Source organism: Phenylobacterium sp. (assembly GCF_030679875.1).
Taxonomy (GTDB): domain Bacteria; phylum Pseudomonadota; class Alphaproteobacteria; order Caulobacterales; family Caulobacteraceae; genus Phenylobacterium.
The window spans coordinates 44,599-57,995 of record NZ_JAUXSP010000009.1; the positions used below are offsets into that span (position 1 = coordinate 44,599).

Here is a 13,397-nt window from a genome sequence, read left to right on the forward strand (position 1 = left end):
ATCACCACGCCCCAAACCAGACGCCGACGCCGTGAATGACGCCCACGGGAGCGGCGATGGCGCCGGCGATCAGGAACAGCCAGGAGCCGGTCTTGATGCAGACGATGACGTGGGTGAGCCAGGCGGCGATGAGGCTGAAAATCAGGCCGACGGCGGCCAGGGGTGCGAAGAGATTGGACATGGGTTTCCCCCATCAGGTCAGGCGCTCCACCCGGCGCCTGGTCGGGTAAGCGGTTAAGCCGCGACGGGCGCGTGAACCTTGGGCAGGTCAGAGCCGATGGACGGCTTGGCGAGATCGGGGTGACGCGCCATCCAGTCCTGAACGAACCAGAGTTGGCCGCAGCCGCCGCCGATGGTGTCCTGGCCGGCGGGGTCGAAGACCCGCACGTCGTATCCGCGGGCGACCAGCTTTGCGGCGAAGTCCGTGGCGAGGCCGCGCTGATGGTCGTTGGTCGCGGGCATTCCCTCGTTGCGCTCGCAGACCACAGAGACGGTCGCGCACCACACGTCCGGCCGGTAGAGCGCCAGGATGCGGTCGGCGTCGGCGTCGGTGCTGTTGCCGTCGTGGGCGCAGTAATTGAAGAACGGGCGGCGCCCGGTGAGGTTGGCCCAGGCCTCGCCGGTCCTGGCGATGGCGGCCAGGGTGAGCTTGTGCTTGAAGGGGACCAGAGCGTCCCGAGCTTCATCGGTGCTTTCGTGAACCGAAAATTGCAGACCAACGGTCGGGACCTCTACGCTCAGGTCGGCGACCTCGCCGTAGTCCACAGACGGGGCGGACGTGGAGATCAGGAGGGCGGCGCTGGGATAGAGCCGATGCAGGTCGCGGATGGCCGGGGCGAGGGCCTTCATGTTCAGGAGCGGCTCGCCCATGGACATGAACATGATCTGGAGGCGGCCCATCTCCTCAGCAGTCACGCCCTCGGCTTCGAAAGCCGCGTCCAGACAATGGACAGCCTGAGAAACGATCTCGGCTTGGGTCAGGGAGCGGACGAAGGCGTCGCCGGCGCCGCAGAACCGGCAACCGACCGGACAACCGCTTTGCGTCGAGATACAGATGACCGTTCGCTCAGCGTAGGTCGGATAGCGATAGAGAACCGCCTCAGCGACGGCGGTGTTGCTGGAAAAGACGAACTTGGCGACGTTCTCTTGTTCGTCGTCGATCCGCTTGATGTCGTTCCAGGTCATGGGGTTTCCCCTGGGGTCAGCCGCTCAAACCCGCGCGGCTGATGCGGGTAAGCGGTTACTGATCTGAGGAGCGAGACCGGCTCACGCGGGCAAACTCGCCTTGCAGCTTCAGTGCGGCGGCGTCATAGGCGCGCGAGGCAGCTTCCGGGCTGTCGTATTGTCCGAGGTAGTGGTGGACGCCGGCGCAGGTGATCTGCGCAATCCAGGCGCGGCGGCGGCTATTGAAGCTCACGCCCTTGAAGCCTGACGTGTTGCGCCTTGTCAGACCGACATTGTGCCGGTTCTCCGTGAAGCCGCACAGACGCAAGTTCTCAAGCCGGTTGTCGAGCTTGTCGCCGTTGATGTGGTCCACCTGGGCGCCGTTCGGAGCGTCCATCAGAAAGCGGTGCAGGTACTCGCGGCGATGGTTGCCGCGCGGCCCGACCCCTCGGCAGGCATACCGGCCGTCAAAGCACCACTTGAAAGTGCCGGCCTTAGCCAAGCCGGTTGGATCCACCAGCGCCACGCGGCCTTGGGTCAGGGGGATTTCATGAACGCTCATGCAAGCCACCGCCAAGCCGCCTGGATGCGCCCGCGAGACCATTCAGTGACCGCCCGCGCCGCGTCGGCGACTAGGCTGAACACCAGCGTCAGAAGCGCGCCGATCAGGTACAGGAGCGAAAGACCGCAGATCGCGAGCCACAGTCCGCAGCGTTTGAGCGCGCTCAACATGGCGCCGCCTTTCATTGTTGATGAATTGGTCGGCGGTTTCGTCCAGCAGGGCGCCGAACACCGCGAAGAGGACCGGCCAGCCGCCGTTCGGGTGCTGGATGATCTTGTCGAAGGTCTGCCAAGACGCCCGGCCCGAGCAGACCGAGCGGGCCTCGTCTTCATTCAAGCCCCACTCGACGCCTACCGACTTGCGGCGGGCCGAGGGCCAGCGAAGGGCGGCGTATTGGGCGAGCGCATCGCGTGTGCGCTCAAGACCGAAGCCGGGAAGATTTTTCCCAAAGCAGTCGCGGATTTCCATGGGCCTCACCGTCATGTTGAACACGACGGAAGGGCGGCCAGCGAGGAGCGGCGCAGATGGGAGAGCGGATCGACACTGAGGGACTTGAAGTCGCGCTGACGGTCTGGGAGGCCGCTCAAGCGCAAATGGATGACAGGCTGCATAAGAACCGCGAGGCGACCTCTGCCCGGCTGTTCTGGAAGGCTCTGAACGTCAGGACCGCGCGGCTGCAACCGCGTCGGCCTGGACAATGAGACAGGGGAATAGGCGCCGGACGCGGGGAGAGACCGCGCCCGGCTTTCGTGCGTCCACGCAGAGGGCTCGTTGTGGACACGCGAAGTCATGCCGCGGCCTCGGTTTGGGGCCGATAGACGCGGGCAATGTGAGAGGAGAGCGCCAGGGGAATCTTGGCGATCTTGGCGCTGGCGGCTTTGCGGGCGGGCGACTTGCTGGACAGCTTGCACAGGTTCTGGTCGAACCATTCCGCGCCCGCGCCCGCGCCCGCGCCCTTGCGGCCTTCGGCGACTTCGCGCTCAACGCCGCAATCGCGAGACGTGAACCGCGCGCCTTTGCCTTTGTCAGTTCGGCGCCCGCCATCAAGAGCCGGCACTTTTACAGCCACATGCGCCTCAACGCTGGCCGTCTGGAACGACCGACCCGATCCGTCGAACCGGAAGCCAGGCACCTTGCGCGCATCGACAACAGTCGGCATGAGCGCGGGGACGTCGCCCCAGAGGTAGTAGGAGCCGAAGTTCGCAGCGGCGCGGCCGACCCAAGGCTGGGCGCCGCGGACGTTCTCGACGACCATGGGGATGTATCGACCCGCCGCCTGGCTGGCCTCACGCTGGATGCGGAAGCAGGCGTTGAACAGGGCGTTGAGTTCGTCGAGGGTGCGCGAGCCCTTGTAGCCATCGGGGAACACGTCTTCGCCGCGCAGAGCCCGCGCGATCTGCTTGGCCCGGGACCAGGGCATGGCCATGTAGGAATATTCAGTGCAGGGCGGGCTGGCGACGATCAGGTCCGCGTCGGCGCAGGCGGCCCCGTCAAGGTCGAGGATGCTCTTAAGCACCAGCTCGCCGGGATACCGCTCGTCCCCGTACTCATGGGCTTCGATGTCGTAGCCGCGAGCGCGGTAGCCCTCCTGCAGAAGGCCCTCGGTCCACCCACCAAGGCCACAGCACAGATCAACCGCAAGGGGTTTTGATGTCTCACGCGAAGTCATGCCGTCACCGTCTCTGGGGTGGCGAACAGGTCGATTTGCGGGGCTTTCCGACGGCGAGTCGCGGCGGCGTTGCGCGCGTGGTGCTTGGCGTCGTAGGTCAGGTGGCACCGCTGGCACATGGCCCGCAGGTTGGAGCGGTTGCCCGGCTCTCCGCAGTTCTCAGGAACATGGTCGAGGTGCGCGACGGTCAGGACGACGCGCGATCCCGTCACCGGATGCGGCTTGCCGTTCTCAGCCCGGCAGTCCTCATAGAAGCCCGGCGAGCCTTCGCAGACCCAGCCAGCGGCCTCGCGAACCTCCAGGCTGATCGCCTTCCAATCCTTCGGATAGCGAGCGCGGTTCTCAGCGGAGATAGGCACCTACACCCCCCCCACTTCACGAGGGGCGGGAACACGACGGGGCTCCTCGTAGCTGGTAGAGGTCTCAAGCCATTCGGAGATGTCGGGGAGCTTGCGGAAATGCTCGATCAGCCATCCGCCAAGATCGCCGTTCCAGGCGGTCCAATGCGTCTCCGGCTCGACGAGGATCAGACCGCACGCCGGGATGCTAATGCCAGTGTTGAAATGGTCTCGGTCGCGGACCTCAAGGACGGTGTAGATGCGCCCGGCGACGATCCGCGCGGGCTCAACATCACCAACCTTGGCGAAGCTATCCGGCGAGCGAGCGTCAACGTCGCGGATTGCCTGCACGCGATCACCCGGCCCGATATCCATGGTCAGGCGGCCTCTTGTTTGGAGGGGGGAGAGGGCTTGGCGGCGAGAACTTCGGCTTCAAGGGCGTCGGCGTGAGCGAGGCGGGCCTTGGCGGACTTCCGCAGCGTCTCGACGTTCCACTGGCGCTCGTCGGCAGTGAGAGCCGCGCGCAGCTTGTACATCGGCTCGGCGCCCGACTTCCGAGGGATTGGATAGCGGGTTTGCAGGTGGCCGGAGAACAGAACGCCTTGGTGCGCCTCGCTCTCGTCGCTCTCGGAATTGTAGCGACCGGACAGCACGCCGCGCGCGATCTGCTTCAGCCCCTCAAGGCTGGCGTGCGCGATTTCGGGCGCCAGGGACGCGCCCCCGCTGTAGCGGGCCTGTAGGATGAGGGCGAGCGACGTGGGCGAAACGATGTCAGGGCCATCACCGTCGCCTAGCAGGGCGTGGCAGTCGGTGCGGATACGCTCATACAGGCTCATGTTCGGCCTCCAGGCTGTTGAGGAAATCAGCGACCAGCGGCGCAAGGCGCAGCACGTCTGCGCGCATGGCGTCGGTCATCTGACGCAGCAGGCGGGACGGGTCGGCGCTGAAGTAGCCATCGCGCTCGAAGTCGCGCAGCCGCCCCCAGAGCCACAGCGCATCGTCAGGGACGCGCGGCGCAGGCGTCGGCTCTCTCACCGTGGCGCGGGCGATGACGCCTTTTGTGGACGGCTTCTCGGGGGCCTTCAGCGCCCGCTCAAAGTCGGCCTCGGGGATGTTTGCCAAGGCCTGGAACTTGTGCGCGGTCTGCCGGGAAATGCCGTGTTCGTAGAGCGCCGACGCATAGGGCGACGGGCCTTTCGGCATGGCTTGTTCGGAAATCGAACGCGTATCCTCGGGGGACGCGTTCACCGCCCGCGCAAGTCCGCTGGCCCGGCCCGCGTCGGCATGATCGGCCCGCGCCAAATCCTTCAGAAGCTCGCCCACCCGGCGCTCGGCCCGCAGGCGGACGTTCGCCGCTTCACGCTCGGCGTCCAGGTTGCGGGCCTGCCGGTAATAGGCTTCCAGCGCCAGGGCCTTGTCGCGAATGTCTTTCGCCTCATCGACGGCGACGCACTCCGCGATGGCGCTGCACATGCGCTCGTAAAGGGCGAGGCCGGGCGCGGTCTGAATGACGGCGGGCGCGCCCATCAGGCGGCCTCTTGTTTGGAGGGGGAAGAGGGCTTGGCGGGCTTCAGCGGCACGCCAGGGGGCAACAGCTCGTCAACGGTGACGACAACACCACGCTTCCCGGCCTCCTGGATCAGGGCGGCCCAATGCTTGGCGGGAACGCGGTTTCCGATGCCCCAACGCTGCACCGCAGAGCGGTCCAAACCGAGCCATTCGGCGACGACCCGGTTGCCGCCGCAGCGCGAGATGATTTGTCGAACCGTTGTCATGGCCCCAAATCTATGCGCTTTTCTCATATGCCGTCAAGCACGCATATGCGATGCCCTATGAGAATTCCGCTCTAGCCGGGTTGCGGCAATTTGCGCTTTACCGCTTTTCTATGGAAGCACCTTGGCTGAAATCAGAGCTGGAGAAGCCCGGTCGCTCTCAGGCCGCGCTCGCAAGATTCCTTGGAATTGAGCAATCTAAGGTCAACCGCATGTGCAATGGCGGTCGGCAGATAAAGGCCAAGGAAGCCGAGGGCATTCGAGCCTATCTCGCCGCAACGGCGCAGTCTGGTGAACATGGCACTAATAATGCCACTAGACAGACGCCCACCGCCCGCCTGAAGGTGGTAGGCATAGTTGAAGCGGGGAGTTGGCGTGAAGTGGCTTACGCTGAAGAGATTGACCCTCCAACACTTGATGCGCCAACCCCTCTTGTTGAGAGCGGGGCTTTCGCGCTTCGCGTTGTCGGCCCCAGCATGGACCGATTGTATCGGGAGGGAACGTATATCGTCGTGCTGCCGTGGCAGGGCGGGGATCTGCCAGTTGGACGGCGGGTCGTGGTTGAGCGCGAAAAGCCCGACGGGACAGTCGAGACAACCGTAAAGGACTTGGTTCGCGGAGAGGATGGCGAGCTGGAGCTTTGGCCCCGCTCAAGCCATCCGGCACACCAAGCCCCCATCCCCTATAAGGACGTTGACGGGGTGACGGTTCGCCTGGTTGGCCGCGTCACCCACGCCATCATCCCCGAGGACTAGTTACAGACTCGCGCGTAGCCCTTGCCGATGCAGGTTGTGCCGTCGCTGCTGATGTAGGAGCCGGTCTGGCTGTTATACTGCCAGAGGTTCCCGCTCGCATCGGTCCCGCGCATATTGCCGTTCGGATCTACGCGCGTGGTCCACGTCGAGCCGGTGTTTAGGTTAGACCCGCGGACGGTCGTGCTGCCGCCATAGCTCGGCGTCGTGCGGTACACATTCCCGGACTGATAATCGTAGGTTGTCTGCGGCGCGCGGTAGGGAGCTGGCGCTTCATAGCCGCCGTATGTCGGGATTTCTGGCGGGCTCGGGACCATAGGCACCCATTGAGCCGACGCCACGGCTGGCGCTAGCGCGGCCAACAAAACTCCAATCAGAAGTGATCGCATGTCGTTCCCTCCGGTGAGGAGGCGACAATGCAGCACGCCGCTCATATGCGTCTTGTGCGTTTTTCGCATTGACGTCTATGCGATCTTCTCATACGTTATCCCCATCAGCCGCACACAGCGGCAAGGATGGAGAGCCGAGATGGCCGCGTTACCCAAAGACATCACTCACGCCGAAGCCATGGCCGCCTTCAAGGCGCTGGTGGGACAAATGGGCGCTGGCGCTGACCTTTCGGTCGGCCTGGACATGGGCCGCTACGGCAAGCCTAGCGGCGTTCTTCGCGCGACCTTCTGGCCGAACGGCCTCACCGCTTCCACCGGCCGTACGCAGTTCGGCGTTGCTGCCGACTCCTACCGCGAACTCCTCGCCGCCTCCGAAGCGGCTTGGGCCGAACGTTCAGACCTGCACGCCACCAACACCATCCGCGAGATGGCTCTGGCCATCATCAGCATCACCGCCGACCTCGGCGAATGCACTGACGCCGCCCTGCGCGCCAAGTTCGATGGCGCCGACGTGACCCGCTACGGCGACCGCGCCTGCGAAGCCGCCACTGAGATGGCGAGCAACGGCCCCTTCAGCATCGTGAAGCTGTCGGGCGCGAACGACATCGCCGCCTAACAACCCCCAACGGATGGAGAGCGCCTGATGGCCGCTACCCTTATCAGCACCACGGATCGCTTCGACGCCGGCCTCCTCGGCTACGAGCGCGCCTGCAACCCCCGTGAAGACGGCGAGGGCCTGATCATCACCCTGGACGACGGCTTCCCCCTCTCAATCACGCTCCTCGGTCCTGAGGGCGAAATCACTCTGTCCGGCAAGGCTGAGGTTCGGGAGGTCGCAAACACCCTCCTGTCGGCTCTGCGGGCTGCTGAAAAGGTGGCGGCGTAGTCATGGATAAGCTGATCTTCGAACCTCACAACGGCTACGGCTCCACCATCGACGGCGAGCCCCTTCCGTTCGGCTACCTCAGCAAGGCCACGCCCGTCCCGCAGCCCGTGTTCGAGTTGTCGCCGGTCACTGGCGGGTCCGTCGAGGAACTGACCGCCTACGCCCTCGCCGCAGCATCCGCACCCGCCCTACTGGAGGCGCTGAAGGCCATTGTCGAGGAGTTCGGCGGGACCATCGAGCAGTACCACAAGATCGGCCCTGACTACACGCTCTCGGCCGGGACGGAGGTCTTTGAGGTCTCCACCATCCTTGACCGCGAGCCGCTGATCGAAGCCGCCCGCGCCGCCATCTTTCAAGCAGAGGGGGGCGAGTAGATGGAAACCTACCGCGACTGGATCATCCATCCTACCGACCCCGTCCCGCCCATCCTCGGCTGGCAGAGGTTCGCCTGGACCTACACCCACAAGGACTACGACGGCCCGGAAGACAACCGCTGCGGATGCGCGGAGAGCCCGGAAGCCTGCCGTGACGCCATTGACGACATGGAGGACTGCTAATGCGCGGCTCCCTCGCTGACTACGACACCCTCGCCGGCCGTCTTGCCGATTACGAATGGTCAGACCCTGAGAGCGAGGCTCACGAAGCCATCCTGTTGAGCCTGATCGAAGTGGCCCTGCGTTGCGGCTTCCGTCCCGGTCCTGGGCAAGCGGTTTCGTCCTGGGCTCACAACCGCCTGCGGACCCTTCGCGGCAATTCAGACCCCTCATTCTCATGGGAGCGTGCAGCGTGACCGAAGACGAAGCGAAGACCAAGGCCTGCTTCAAAGCGGCCACGTTCGGCGGCTCTCAGCAACTTGCCGATGGTCCCGGCCCCAACTGCATCGGCGCGGCCTGCATGGCTTGGCGCGTCCGCCATCAGTGGCTCGACAACGCACAGCAGGAACCCGATTGGGTTTCCTACCTGCCCTACGGCTTTGAGCCGGGGCCGGGACAGGAGCGAGACGACGGCTACTGCGGCCTAGCGGGTCCAGTCCAATGACCCTCCTCCCCTGGACCCTACGCGAGGCCGAACGTCTGGCCTTTGTCGCAACCCTTCTGGTGTTCGCTCTGGTGTTGGCGGGGGTGTGGTCGTGAGCGCCCGCGTTGAGAAAGCTTTGCTGGAATTAGCCGCCGCCGTCCGCGAGGAGGTCGCCGCTATACCCGAGGGCGTTGGTTCTCTTGGCGAGGAACTTTACCGCGCCCGCGAGACCGCCCGGCTGAGCCTTCAAGAGGTCGCCGACCGGAGCGGCTTCACCAAATCCCACGTCTGGGAACTTGAGCAAGGCCGGTCCCGCAACCCCACCGTTCGCGCCATCGCCAACCTGTCGGCGGCTTTGGGCGTCCCGTTTCACCGGCTGGCAGAGGCGGCCTTGAACAGCCTGCCGTCCCCCACCCCAAACAAGGAGGCCTGACCATGGCCCAATCCCCGAAGACCAGCCTGCAGATCGTCCGCCCGGCGCCCGAGACCGTCACCGACCGGATCAAGGCCCTGCAATCGCAGATGACCGGCCTCGCCGCTCAACAGTCGGCCGAACTCCGCGCCGCCATGCTGGAGGCCCAACGCATCGCCGCCGACGTGGCGAACTGCCCAGCCCACCCGCCTGGGGTCCGCGACCTCGCCCGGCGCTTGAGCGACGACCTCGCGAACACGGCACAGACCATCGACGCCATCATGGCGAGGGCCGGCTGATGCGCCTCGCCATCGGCTTTGCCGCCTACGCCCTGTTCTTCCTGATCGTCGGCCTGGCTGTCGGCTTCATGTTCGACGTCGGGGCCTGGATTGGGGGGATGCTGTGATGCGCCTCTCGCAAGACAACGAGGCTCGCTACCAAGCCGCCCTCTCCAGGGTCGTCCAGCGGGCCAATCTCGCCCACCAGGCCCCAGACCTTGCCGAGGCCATGCAGCGCCTAACAAGCGCCCGTGACGCCATCTTACAGGCCCAAATGCTCATCCGGCAGATCGAAGACGAGATGCGGTTCGCCGGGTCGAAAGCACACGAGGAGATTGCAGCGTGAGCGATATCTTTGAACGCCTCGCCGCGCCGTTTCCCGCTGACGCCGTTTCCTGGCGCGTGGGGACCAGCAACAAGAAGAAGCTCCAGCGCGAGACCGGAAATCAGCAGGCCAAGGCCACCAAGGGCCAGGCTCTCGCCTATATCGACGCCCGCGACGTGATGGACCGCTTCGATGAGGTGTGCGGCCCCGGCGGATGGCAGAACCGATACAGCCACGCCGACCGCAAGACCATCTGCGAAATCGGCGTCCGGGCGCCAGATGGTGAGTGGATTTGGAAAGCCGACGGGGCCGGCGACAGCGACATCGAAGCCGAGAAAGGCAGTCTGTCTGACGCTTTCAAAAGGGCCGCCGTCCGTTGGGGTGTTGGCCGCTACCTATACCACCTGCCCAGCCCGTGGGTGGACCTGGACGAGCGCGAGCAGATCAAAGAGGCCGACCGGCGCAAGCTAGAGGGCATTCTTCGCGGTAAGGGCGCGCCTGCCACCGCCCCCGAGGAGCCGCCGCCCCCCTCCATGGCCGACAAAGCCATCAACGTCCTGCGCGGATGCTCCTCAGACAAGGGGCTCTTCAAGGAGACGTGGGGGCGCCACCAGAAGGCCTGGAAAGCCGCGATGAGCGGGCCTGACTACGCCAGCGTCGTCAAGGCCATGCACGAGATCGCAGCCGCCTTCCCGAAAGACGAACCTGCGCCGCCGCCAGCCCCGCCGCCAGCCGACGGCTTCGGCCTGAGCGGCGACAACGTGCCCACCTTCAACTGAGGAGATCGCAGTGACCGCGACCCATTATCAATCGTCGAAAGGCCCGCTGGAGATCGCTTCCATGCCCGGCCCCTACCTTGCGAACGCGCTCGCCAAGCTGGAGCGGGAGAACGACCCCGCCCGCGCCGCTGAACTGGCCGCCATGCGCGACCGTATGGCCGTGCTGGACGCCGAGCGCGAGGAAGAGAACCCCCGCGTTTACCTTGGAGCGAACAACCCCCCGGGAGAGACCCCGGCCGAAGCCCTGGCGCCCACGCCGGAAGGCTTCGAAGCGATTAAGGTCAACATTGAAGACCTGCTGGTCGAGGCTCGCAACTGGGCCGATGGCGTGGCGGTTGAGAACCAGGCCCAAGCCGATGAGATCGCCCGGCTGATCGAAGACCTGCGCGCCGCCGAAGGTGCGGCCGACGAAGCCCGCAAGGCCGAGGTCAAGCCGCTGGACGACGCCCGCGACGCCATCCAGACCCGCTACAACGTCTACATCGCCCCGCTCAAGAACAAGAAGCCGGGCAAGGTTCCGCTGGCCGTCTCCGCGCTCAAGACGACGCTGGGCGCATGGCTCACCAAGCTGGACGATGAGCGCCGCGAGCGTGAAGCCGCCGCACAAGCCGAGGCCGCCAAGCTGGCGCAGGAAGCCGCCGCCGCGATGCGCGCCAGCGTGCCGGAAGACTTCGGAGCCCGCGAGGAAGCCGAGGAGAAGGTCGCTGAGGCCCAAGCCGCCGCGACCGTCGCCAAGCAGCTCTCTACAGCCCGCGTTCACGCCCACGGTGGCAACCGCGCCATCGGCCTGCGGACCTATTGGGTTCCGGCCCTGACCAACCCGCGCGATGCGCTGGCGCACTACGTCGCGACCCGGCCCGACGACATCAAGGCCTTCCTCCTCAAGCTGGCGACCGAAGACGTGGCCGCCGGGAAAAGGGCCGTGCCGGGCTTCACCATCACCGAAGACAGAAAGGTCGCCTAATGGCGCGAATGACCCCCTACAAGCAGGCCGCCTGCGTCACCGGAACCTATACCGACCGGGATGGGAACGAGAAGAAACGGTACGTCAACGTCGGAACTCTGTTCCAGTACGAGGACGGCGGCTTCGCGCTTAAGCTCGATAGCATCCCGGTCGGGCAGGGCTGGAACGGCTTTGTCAGCTTTTTCGACCTGAAGCCCCGCGACGGTGGGCAGGCCGGCGGCGGTCAGCGAACAAGCCAGCAAGCCAGCAAGCCCCGCGAGGACTTCAGCGCCGACCTCGATGACGAGATTCCGTTCTAGATGGAGCGCCACGTCCTCAAGCTGACCCCAGGAGCGCGGCGCGATGCGGCGGCCTGGCTGGACCGGGCCTTCCGGCTCTATCAACCCGGCGCGCCGTGGGTGATGGAGCTTCGCCCCGCCAAGCGCACCGACGAGCAGAACCGCGCCCTCTGGGGTCTGATCGGCCAGGTCCATAAGCAGCGCCCCATGCACAACGGGATCAAGATGACCCCGGAGCTGTGGAAGGCGGTCTTTATGGACGCCTGGGGCGCTGAGGTCTCGTTCCTGCCCAAGCTTGAGGGCGACGGCATGTTCCCTGCCGGCCATCGGTCATCGCAACTCACCAAGCACGAGTTCGTCAGCCTGATCGAATTCATCCTGGCTTGGACCGCGCGCGAAGGCCTGACCATCCGCCACTTCGACGAAGAAACGGAAGCCGCCTGATGGACCCCCGCGACCCTCACGCCGTCACCCTGGACGAAATGCGGTCCTTTCGCGCGGGCCTGTCTCCTCGCGTTTCCCGGCGCCGTCGTCTCCAAACCGCAGCCCAGACGGAGGCTTCCTGATGCCGAGCGCCTACCACCCCGGACATCGCAGCCACTTCGCCCTGGCGCATCTTGAGGCCGGTCCCGCCGACCTTTCAGAGCTGACGCGCTATCTCGACGCCGCGTCACCCACCACCCGAAACAAGGCCTATTGGATCATGGAAGCCCTGATCGACGACGGGTTCGTGTTGCTTACGCAGGGCGACTATCGGCTGACCGCGGACGGCTCCAGGGCGCTGGAGCAGCTTAGGTCTGGCGAGGTGGTCGATACCCGGCCCGTGACCAGCTTCCGCGTGTTTGAGCGGGAGGCGCGGGCATGACCACGCATTACGACCGCCGCGAGGGCGAGTTCAAGTTCGAGTGCGACGGCTGCGATACGACGCCGTTCGACTACTCCAGCGAGGATTTCAACGAGGCCTGGGGCGCTGCGAAGCGCGAGGGCTGGCGCGCTGAGAAGGTGGGCGATGAGTGGCTTCACCTTTGCCCGGATTGCGGGAGGAAGGGCCGGTGAGCGATCCCCACGAATACGACCCCGAGATCGACGATCGTTACGACGAAGGCGGCGAGTTTGGCTTCACCGAAGAGGACTGCGGGCGCTGGCACAATGGCCGCTTGGGCGTTCAGTGCCGCCTCGCCGGAACCGAGGACTGCGATTGGGAGTGTCCCATTGGGCTTCCGTCGCGAGGCGGGAAGGCCTCGGCATGACCTCCTGCATCCCCTGTAACGGCTCAGGCTCCATCAGCCACCCCAACCCCACCTGGACCCCAGAGACCCCCCGCCAGGCCACGGAGACAACCGGCCCCCATGGTCGGCCCCTGACGCCTTGCAAGGACTGTGACGGGAGCGGAGAGCGATGACCGTTAATCCGTTGATGACCCGAGAGCGCGTGGTGATCCCGCCCCGCAAGCCGCCGACGAAGGCTGAGAAGATCAAGGCTTGGAACGACGCCAACGGGATCTGCGAATTGTGCGGCAAGCCCGTCCCGCCGGCCGGCGAAGGCGTCGAGTACGACCATCGCGAGATGCGCGGGATCACGGGCGACGACAGCGCCGACAATCTCCGGCCCGTGCATCCGGCCTGCCATGGCGAGAAGACCGCCAAGCATGACGCGCCGCGGATGGCGAAGGCCAAGCGCCAGGAGAAGCTGACGCAGGCCAAGGACAAGTCGAAGCGCAGCCGTCTCAGGCCGCCCCCGGGCACCCGCTACGACTGGTCCCGAGGCCGATATGTCCGCGACTAGCCCCCTGAAATCCCGCGGCTTTGAGCC

29 protein-coding genes are annotated in these 13,397 nt (G+C 65.6%); 18 read left to right on the forward strand and 11 right to left on the reverse strand.

All coding sequences use genetic code 11. The features are described from left to right. Position 1: 1 nt before the first annotated feature. From Q8K84_RS05810 to Q8K84_RS05855, 10 genes are all read right to left on the reverse strand, one after another. The gene (locus tag Q8K84_RS05810) at positions 2–181 is read right to left on the reverse strand and encodes a hypothetical protein (protein ID WP_305281673.1); all 180 of its coding nucleotides are present in this window, start codon (positions 179–181) and stop codon (positions 2–4) included. A gap of 53 nt (positions 182–234) precedes the next feature. Further along, on the reverse strand, positions 235–1,185 hold the full coding sequence (locus Q8K84_RS05815; protein WP_305281674.1) for a radical SAM protein: 951 nt from the start codon (positions 1,183–1,185) through the stop codon (positions 235–237). Between the two features lie 55 nt (positions 1,186–1,240). Next, complete coding sequence (locus tag Q8K84_RS05820; protein WP_305281675.1) at positions 1,241–1,726, reverse strand: HNH endonuclease; 486 nt, start codon at positions 1,724–1,726, stop codon at positions 1,241–1,243. A 42-nt stretch (positions 1,727–1,768) separates the two neighbouring features. Beyond that, a complete protein-coding gene (locus Q8K84_RS05825) occupies positions 1,769–2,194 on the reverse strand; it encodes a hypothetical protein (protein ID WP_305281676.1) in 426 nt (141 codons plus the stop codon). Between the two features lie 319 nt (positions 2,195–2,513). Beyond that, positions 2,514–3,395: a DNA cytosine methyltransferase gene (locus tag Q8K84_RS05830; RefSeq protein ID WP_305281677.1), complete on the reverse strand. Its 882-nt coding sequence runs from the start codon at positions 3,393–3,395 to the stop codon at positions 2,514–2,516. Next, the gene (locus Q8K84_RS05835; RefSeq protein ID WP_305281678.1) at positions 3,392–3,754 is read right to left on the reverse strand and encodes a hypothetical protein; all 363 of its coding nucleotides are present in this window, start codon (positions 3,752–3,754) and stop codon (positions 3,392–3,394) included. The genes Q8K84_RS05830 and Q8K84_RS05835 overlap by 4 nt, the downstream gene beginning before the upstream one ends. Continuing rightward, entirely contained in the window at positions 3,755–4,108 is a 354-nt protein-coding gene (locus tag Q8K84_RS05840; RefSeq protein ID WP_305281679.1) for a hypothetical protein, read from the reverse strand. 2 nt (positions 4,109–4,110) lie between these two features. Further along, positions 4,111–4,569 (reverse strand): hypothetical protein, encoded by a 459-nt coding sequence (locus Q8K84_RS05845; protein ID WP_305281680.1) that lies wholly within the window; start codon positions 4,567–4,569, stop codon positions 4,111–4,113. Continuing rightward, positions 4,556–5,260 (reverse strand): hypothetical protein, encoded by a 705-nt coding sequence (locus tag Q8K84_RS05850; protein ID WP_305281681.1) that lies wholly within the window; start codon positions 5,258–5,260, stop codon positions 4,556–4,558. The genes Q8K84_RS05845 and Q8K84_RS05850 overlap by 14 nt, the downstream gene beginning before the upstream one ends. Next, positions 5,260–5,508, reverse strand: a complete 249-nt coding sequence (locus Q8K84_RS05855) for a carph-isopro domain-containing protein (protein WP_305281682.1) — start codon at positions 5,506–5,508, stop codon at positions 5,260–5,262. Before Q8K84_RS05855 ends, Q8K84_RS05850 begins: the two co-directional genes overlap by 1 nt. Here Q8K84_RS05855 and Q8K84_RS05860 point away from each other — a divergent pair. Next, complete coding sequence (locus tag Q8K84_RS05860) at positions 5,502–6,260, forward strand: LexA family transcriptional regulator (protein WP_305281683.1); 759 nt, start codon at positions 5,502–5,504, stop codon at positions 6,258–6,260. The two genes, Q8K84_RS05855 and Q8K84_RS05860, sit on opposite strands and share 7 nt — an antisense overlap. On the opposite strand, the gene Q8K84_RS05865 is transcribed toward Q8K84_RS05860, so the two are convergent. Next, positions 6,257–6,691: a hypothetical protein gene (locus tag Q8K84_RS05865; RefSeq protein ID WP_305281684.1), complete on the reverse strand. Its 435-nt coding sequence runs from the start codon at positions 6,689–6,691 to the stop codon at positions 6,257–6,259. The genes Q8K84_RS05860 and Q8K84_RS05865 overlap by 4 nt on opposite strands. Positions 6,692–6,785: 94 nt before the next feature. Between Q8K84_RS05865 and Q8K84_RS05870 the strand changes: the two genes are divergently transcribed. From Q8K84_RS05870 to Q8K84_RS05950, 17 genes are all read left to right on the forward strand, one after another. After that, entirely contained in the window at positions 6,786–7,262 is a 477-nt protein-coding gene (locus Q8K84_RS05870; protein ID WP_305281685.1) for a hypothetical protein, read from the forward strand. Positions 7,263–7,289: 27 nt separating this feature from the next. Then, positions 7,290–7,532, forward strand: coding sequence for a hypothetical protein (locus tag Q8K84_RS05875; protein WP_305281686.1), 243 nt, complete (start codon positions 7,290–7,292; stop codon positions 7,530–7,532). Positions 7,533–7,534: 2 nt separating this feature from the next. After that, entirely contained in the window at positions 7,535–7,906 is a 372-nt protein-coding gene (locus Q8K84_RS05880; protein WP_305281687.1) for a hypothetical protein, read from the forward strand. Next, complete coding sequence (locus tag Q8K84_RS05885) at positions 7,907–8,089, forward strand: hypothetical protein (RefSeq protein ID WP_305281688.1); 183 nt, start codon at positions 7,907–7,909, stop codon at positions 8,087–8,089. Further along, positions 8,089–8,322 carry a hypothetical protein gene (locus Q8K84_RS05890; protein ID WP_305281689.1) on the forward strand — a complete coding sequence of 78 codons (234 nt, stop codon included), beginning with the start codon at positions 8,089–8,091 and terminating at the stop codon, positions 8,320–8,322. Before Q8K84_RS05885 ends, Q8K84_RS05890 begins: the two co-directional genes overlap by 1 nt. After that, positions 8,319–8,570, forward strand: a complete 252-nt coding sequence (locus Q8K84_RS05895; RefSeq protein ID WP_305281690.1) for a hypothetical protein — start codon at positions 8,319–8,321, stop codon at positions 8,568–8,570. The genes Q8K84_RS05890 and Q8K84_RS05895 overlap by 4 nt, the downstream gene beginning before the upstream one ends. 115 nt (positions 8,571–8,685) lie before the next feature. After that, a complete protein-coding gene (locus tag Q8K84_RS05900; protein WP_305281691.1) occupies positions 8,686–8,982 on the forward strand; it encodes a helix-turn-helix domain-containing protein in 297 nt (98 codons plus the stop codon). A gap of 2 nt (positions 8,983–8,984) precedes the next feature. After that, the gene (locus Q8K84_RS05905; RefSeq protein WP_305281692.1) at positions 8,985–9,260 is read left to right on the forward strand and encodes a hypothetical protein; all 276 of its coding nucleotides are present in this window, start codon (positions 8,985–8,987) and stop codon (positions 9,258–9,260) included. 106 nt (positions 9,261–9,366) lie between these two features. Continuing rightward, positions 9,367–9,585: a hypothetical protein gene (locus Q8K84_RS05910; RefSeq protein ID WP_305281693.1), complete on the forward strand. Its 219-nt coding sequence runs from the start codon at positions 9,367–9,369 to the stop codon at positions 9,583–9,585. Next, the gene (locus Q8K84_RS05915) at positions 9,582–10,343 is read left to right on the forward strand and encodes a Rad52/Rad22 family DNA repair protein (RefSeq protein WP_305281694.1); all 762 of its coding nucleotides are present in this window, start codon (positions 9,582–9,584) and stop codon (positions 10,341–10,343) included. The genes Q8K84_RS05910 and Q8K84_RS05915 overlap by 4 nt, the downstream gene beginning before the upstream one ends. Positions 10,344–10,404: 61 nt before the next feature. Further along, the gene (locus Q8K84_RS05920) at positions 10,405–11,307 is read left to right on the forward strand and encodes a hypothetical protein (protein WP_305281695.1); all 903 of its coding nucleotides are present in this window, start codon (positions 10,405–10,407) and stop codon (positions 11,305–11,307) included. 8 nt (positions 11,308–11,315) lie between these two features. Continuing rightward, positions 11,316–11,606 (forward strand): hypothetical protein, encoded by a 291-nt coding sequence (locus tag Q8K84_RS17390; protein WP_370867838.1) that lies wholly within the window; start codon positions 11,316–11,318, stop codon positions 11,604–11,606. Continuing rightward, positions 11,607–12,029 carry a recombination protein NinB gene (locus Q8K84_RS05930; protein WP_305281696.1) on the forward strand — a complete coding sequence of 141 codons (423 nt, stop codon included), beginning with the start codon at positions 11,607–11,609 and terminating at the stop codon, positions 12,027–12,029. Between the two features lie 121 nt (positions 12,030–12,150). Beyond that, positions 12,151–12,450 carry a hypothetical protein gene (locus Q8K84_RS05935; RefSeq protein WP_305281697.1) on the forward strand — a complete coding sequence of 100 codons (300 nt, stop codon included), beginning with the start codon at positions 12,151–12,153 and terminating at the stop codon, positions 12,448–12,450. Further along, complete coding sequence (locus Q8K84_RS05940) at positions 12,447–12,641, forward strand: hypothetical protein (RefSeq protein WP_305281698.1); 195 nt, start codon at positions 12,447–12,449, stop codon at positions 12,639–12,641. The genes Q8K84_RS05935 and Q8K84_RS05940 overlap by 4 nt, the downstream gene beginning before the upstream one ends. After that, positions 12,638–12,835 carry a hypothetical protein gene (locus Q8K84_RS05945; protein WP_305281699.1) on the forward strand — a complete coding sequence of 66 codons (198 nt, stop codon included), beginning with the start codon at positions 12,638–12,640 and terminating at the stop codon, positions 12,833–12,835. Before Q8K84_RS05940 ends, Q8K84_RS05945 begins: the two co-directional genes overlap by 4 nt. Positions 12,836–12,983: 148 nt before the next feature. Continuing rightward, positions 12,984–13,370 carry an HNH endonuclease signature motif containing protein gene (locus Q8K84_RS05950; RefSeq protein ID WP_305281700.1) on the forward strand — a complete coding sequence of 129 codons (387 nt, stop codon included), beginning with the start codon at positions 12,984–12,986 and terminating at the stop codon, positions 13,368–13,370. Positions 13,371–13,397: the final 27 nt, after the last annotated feature.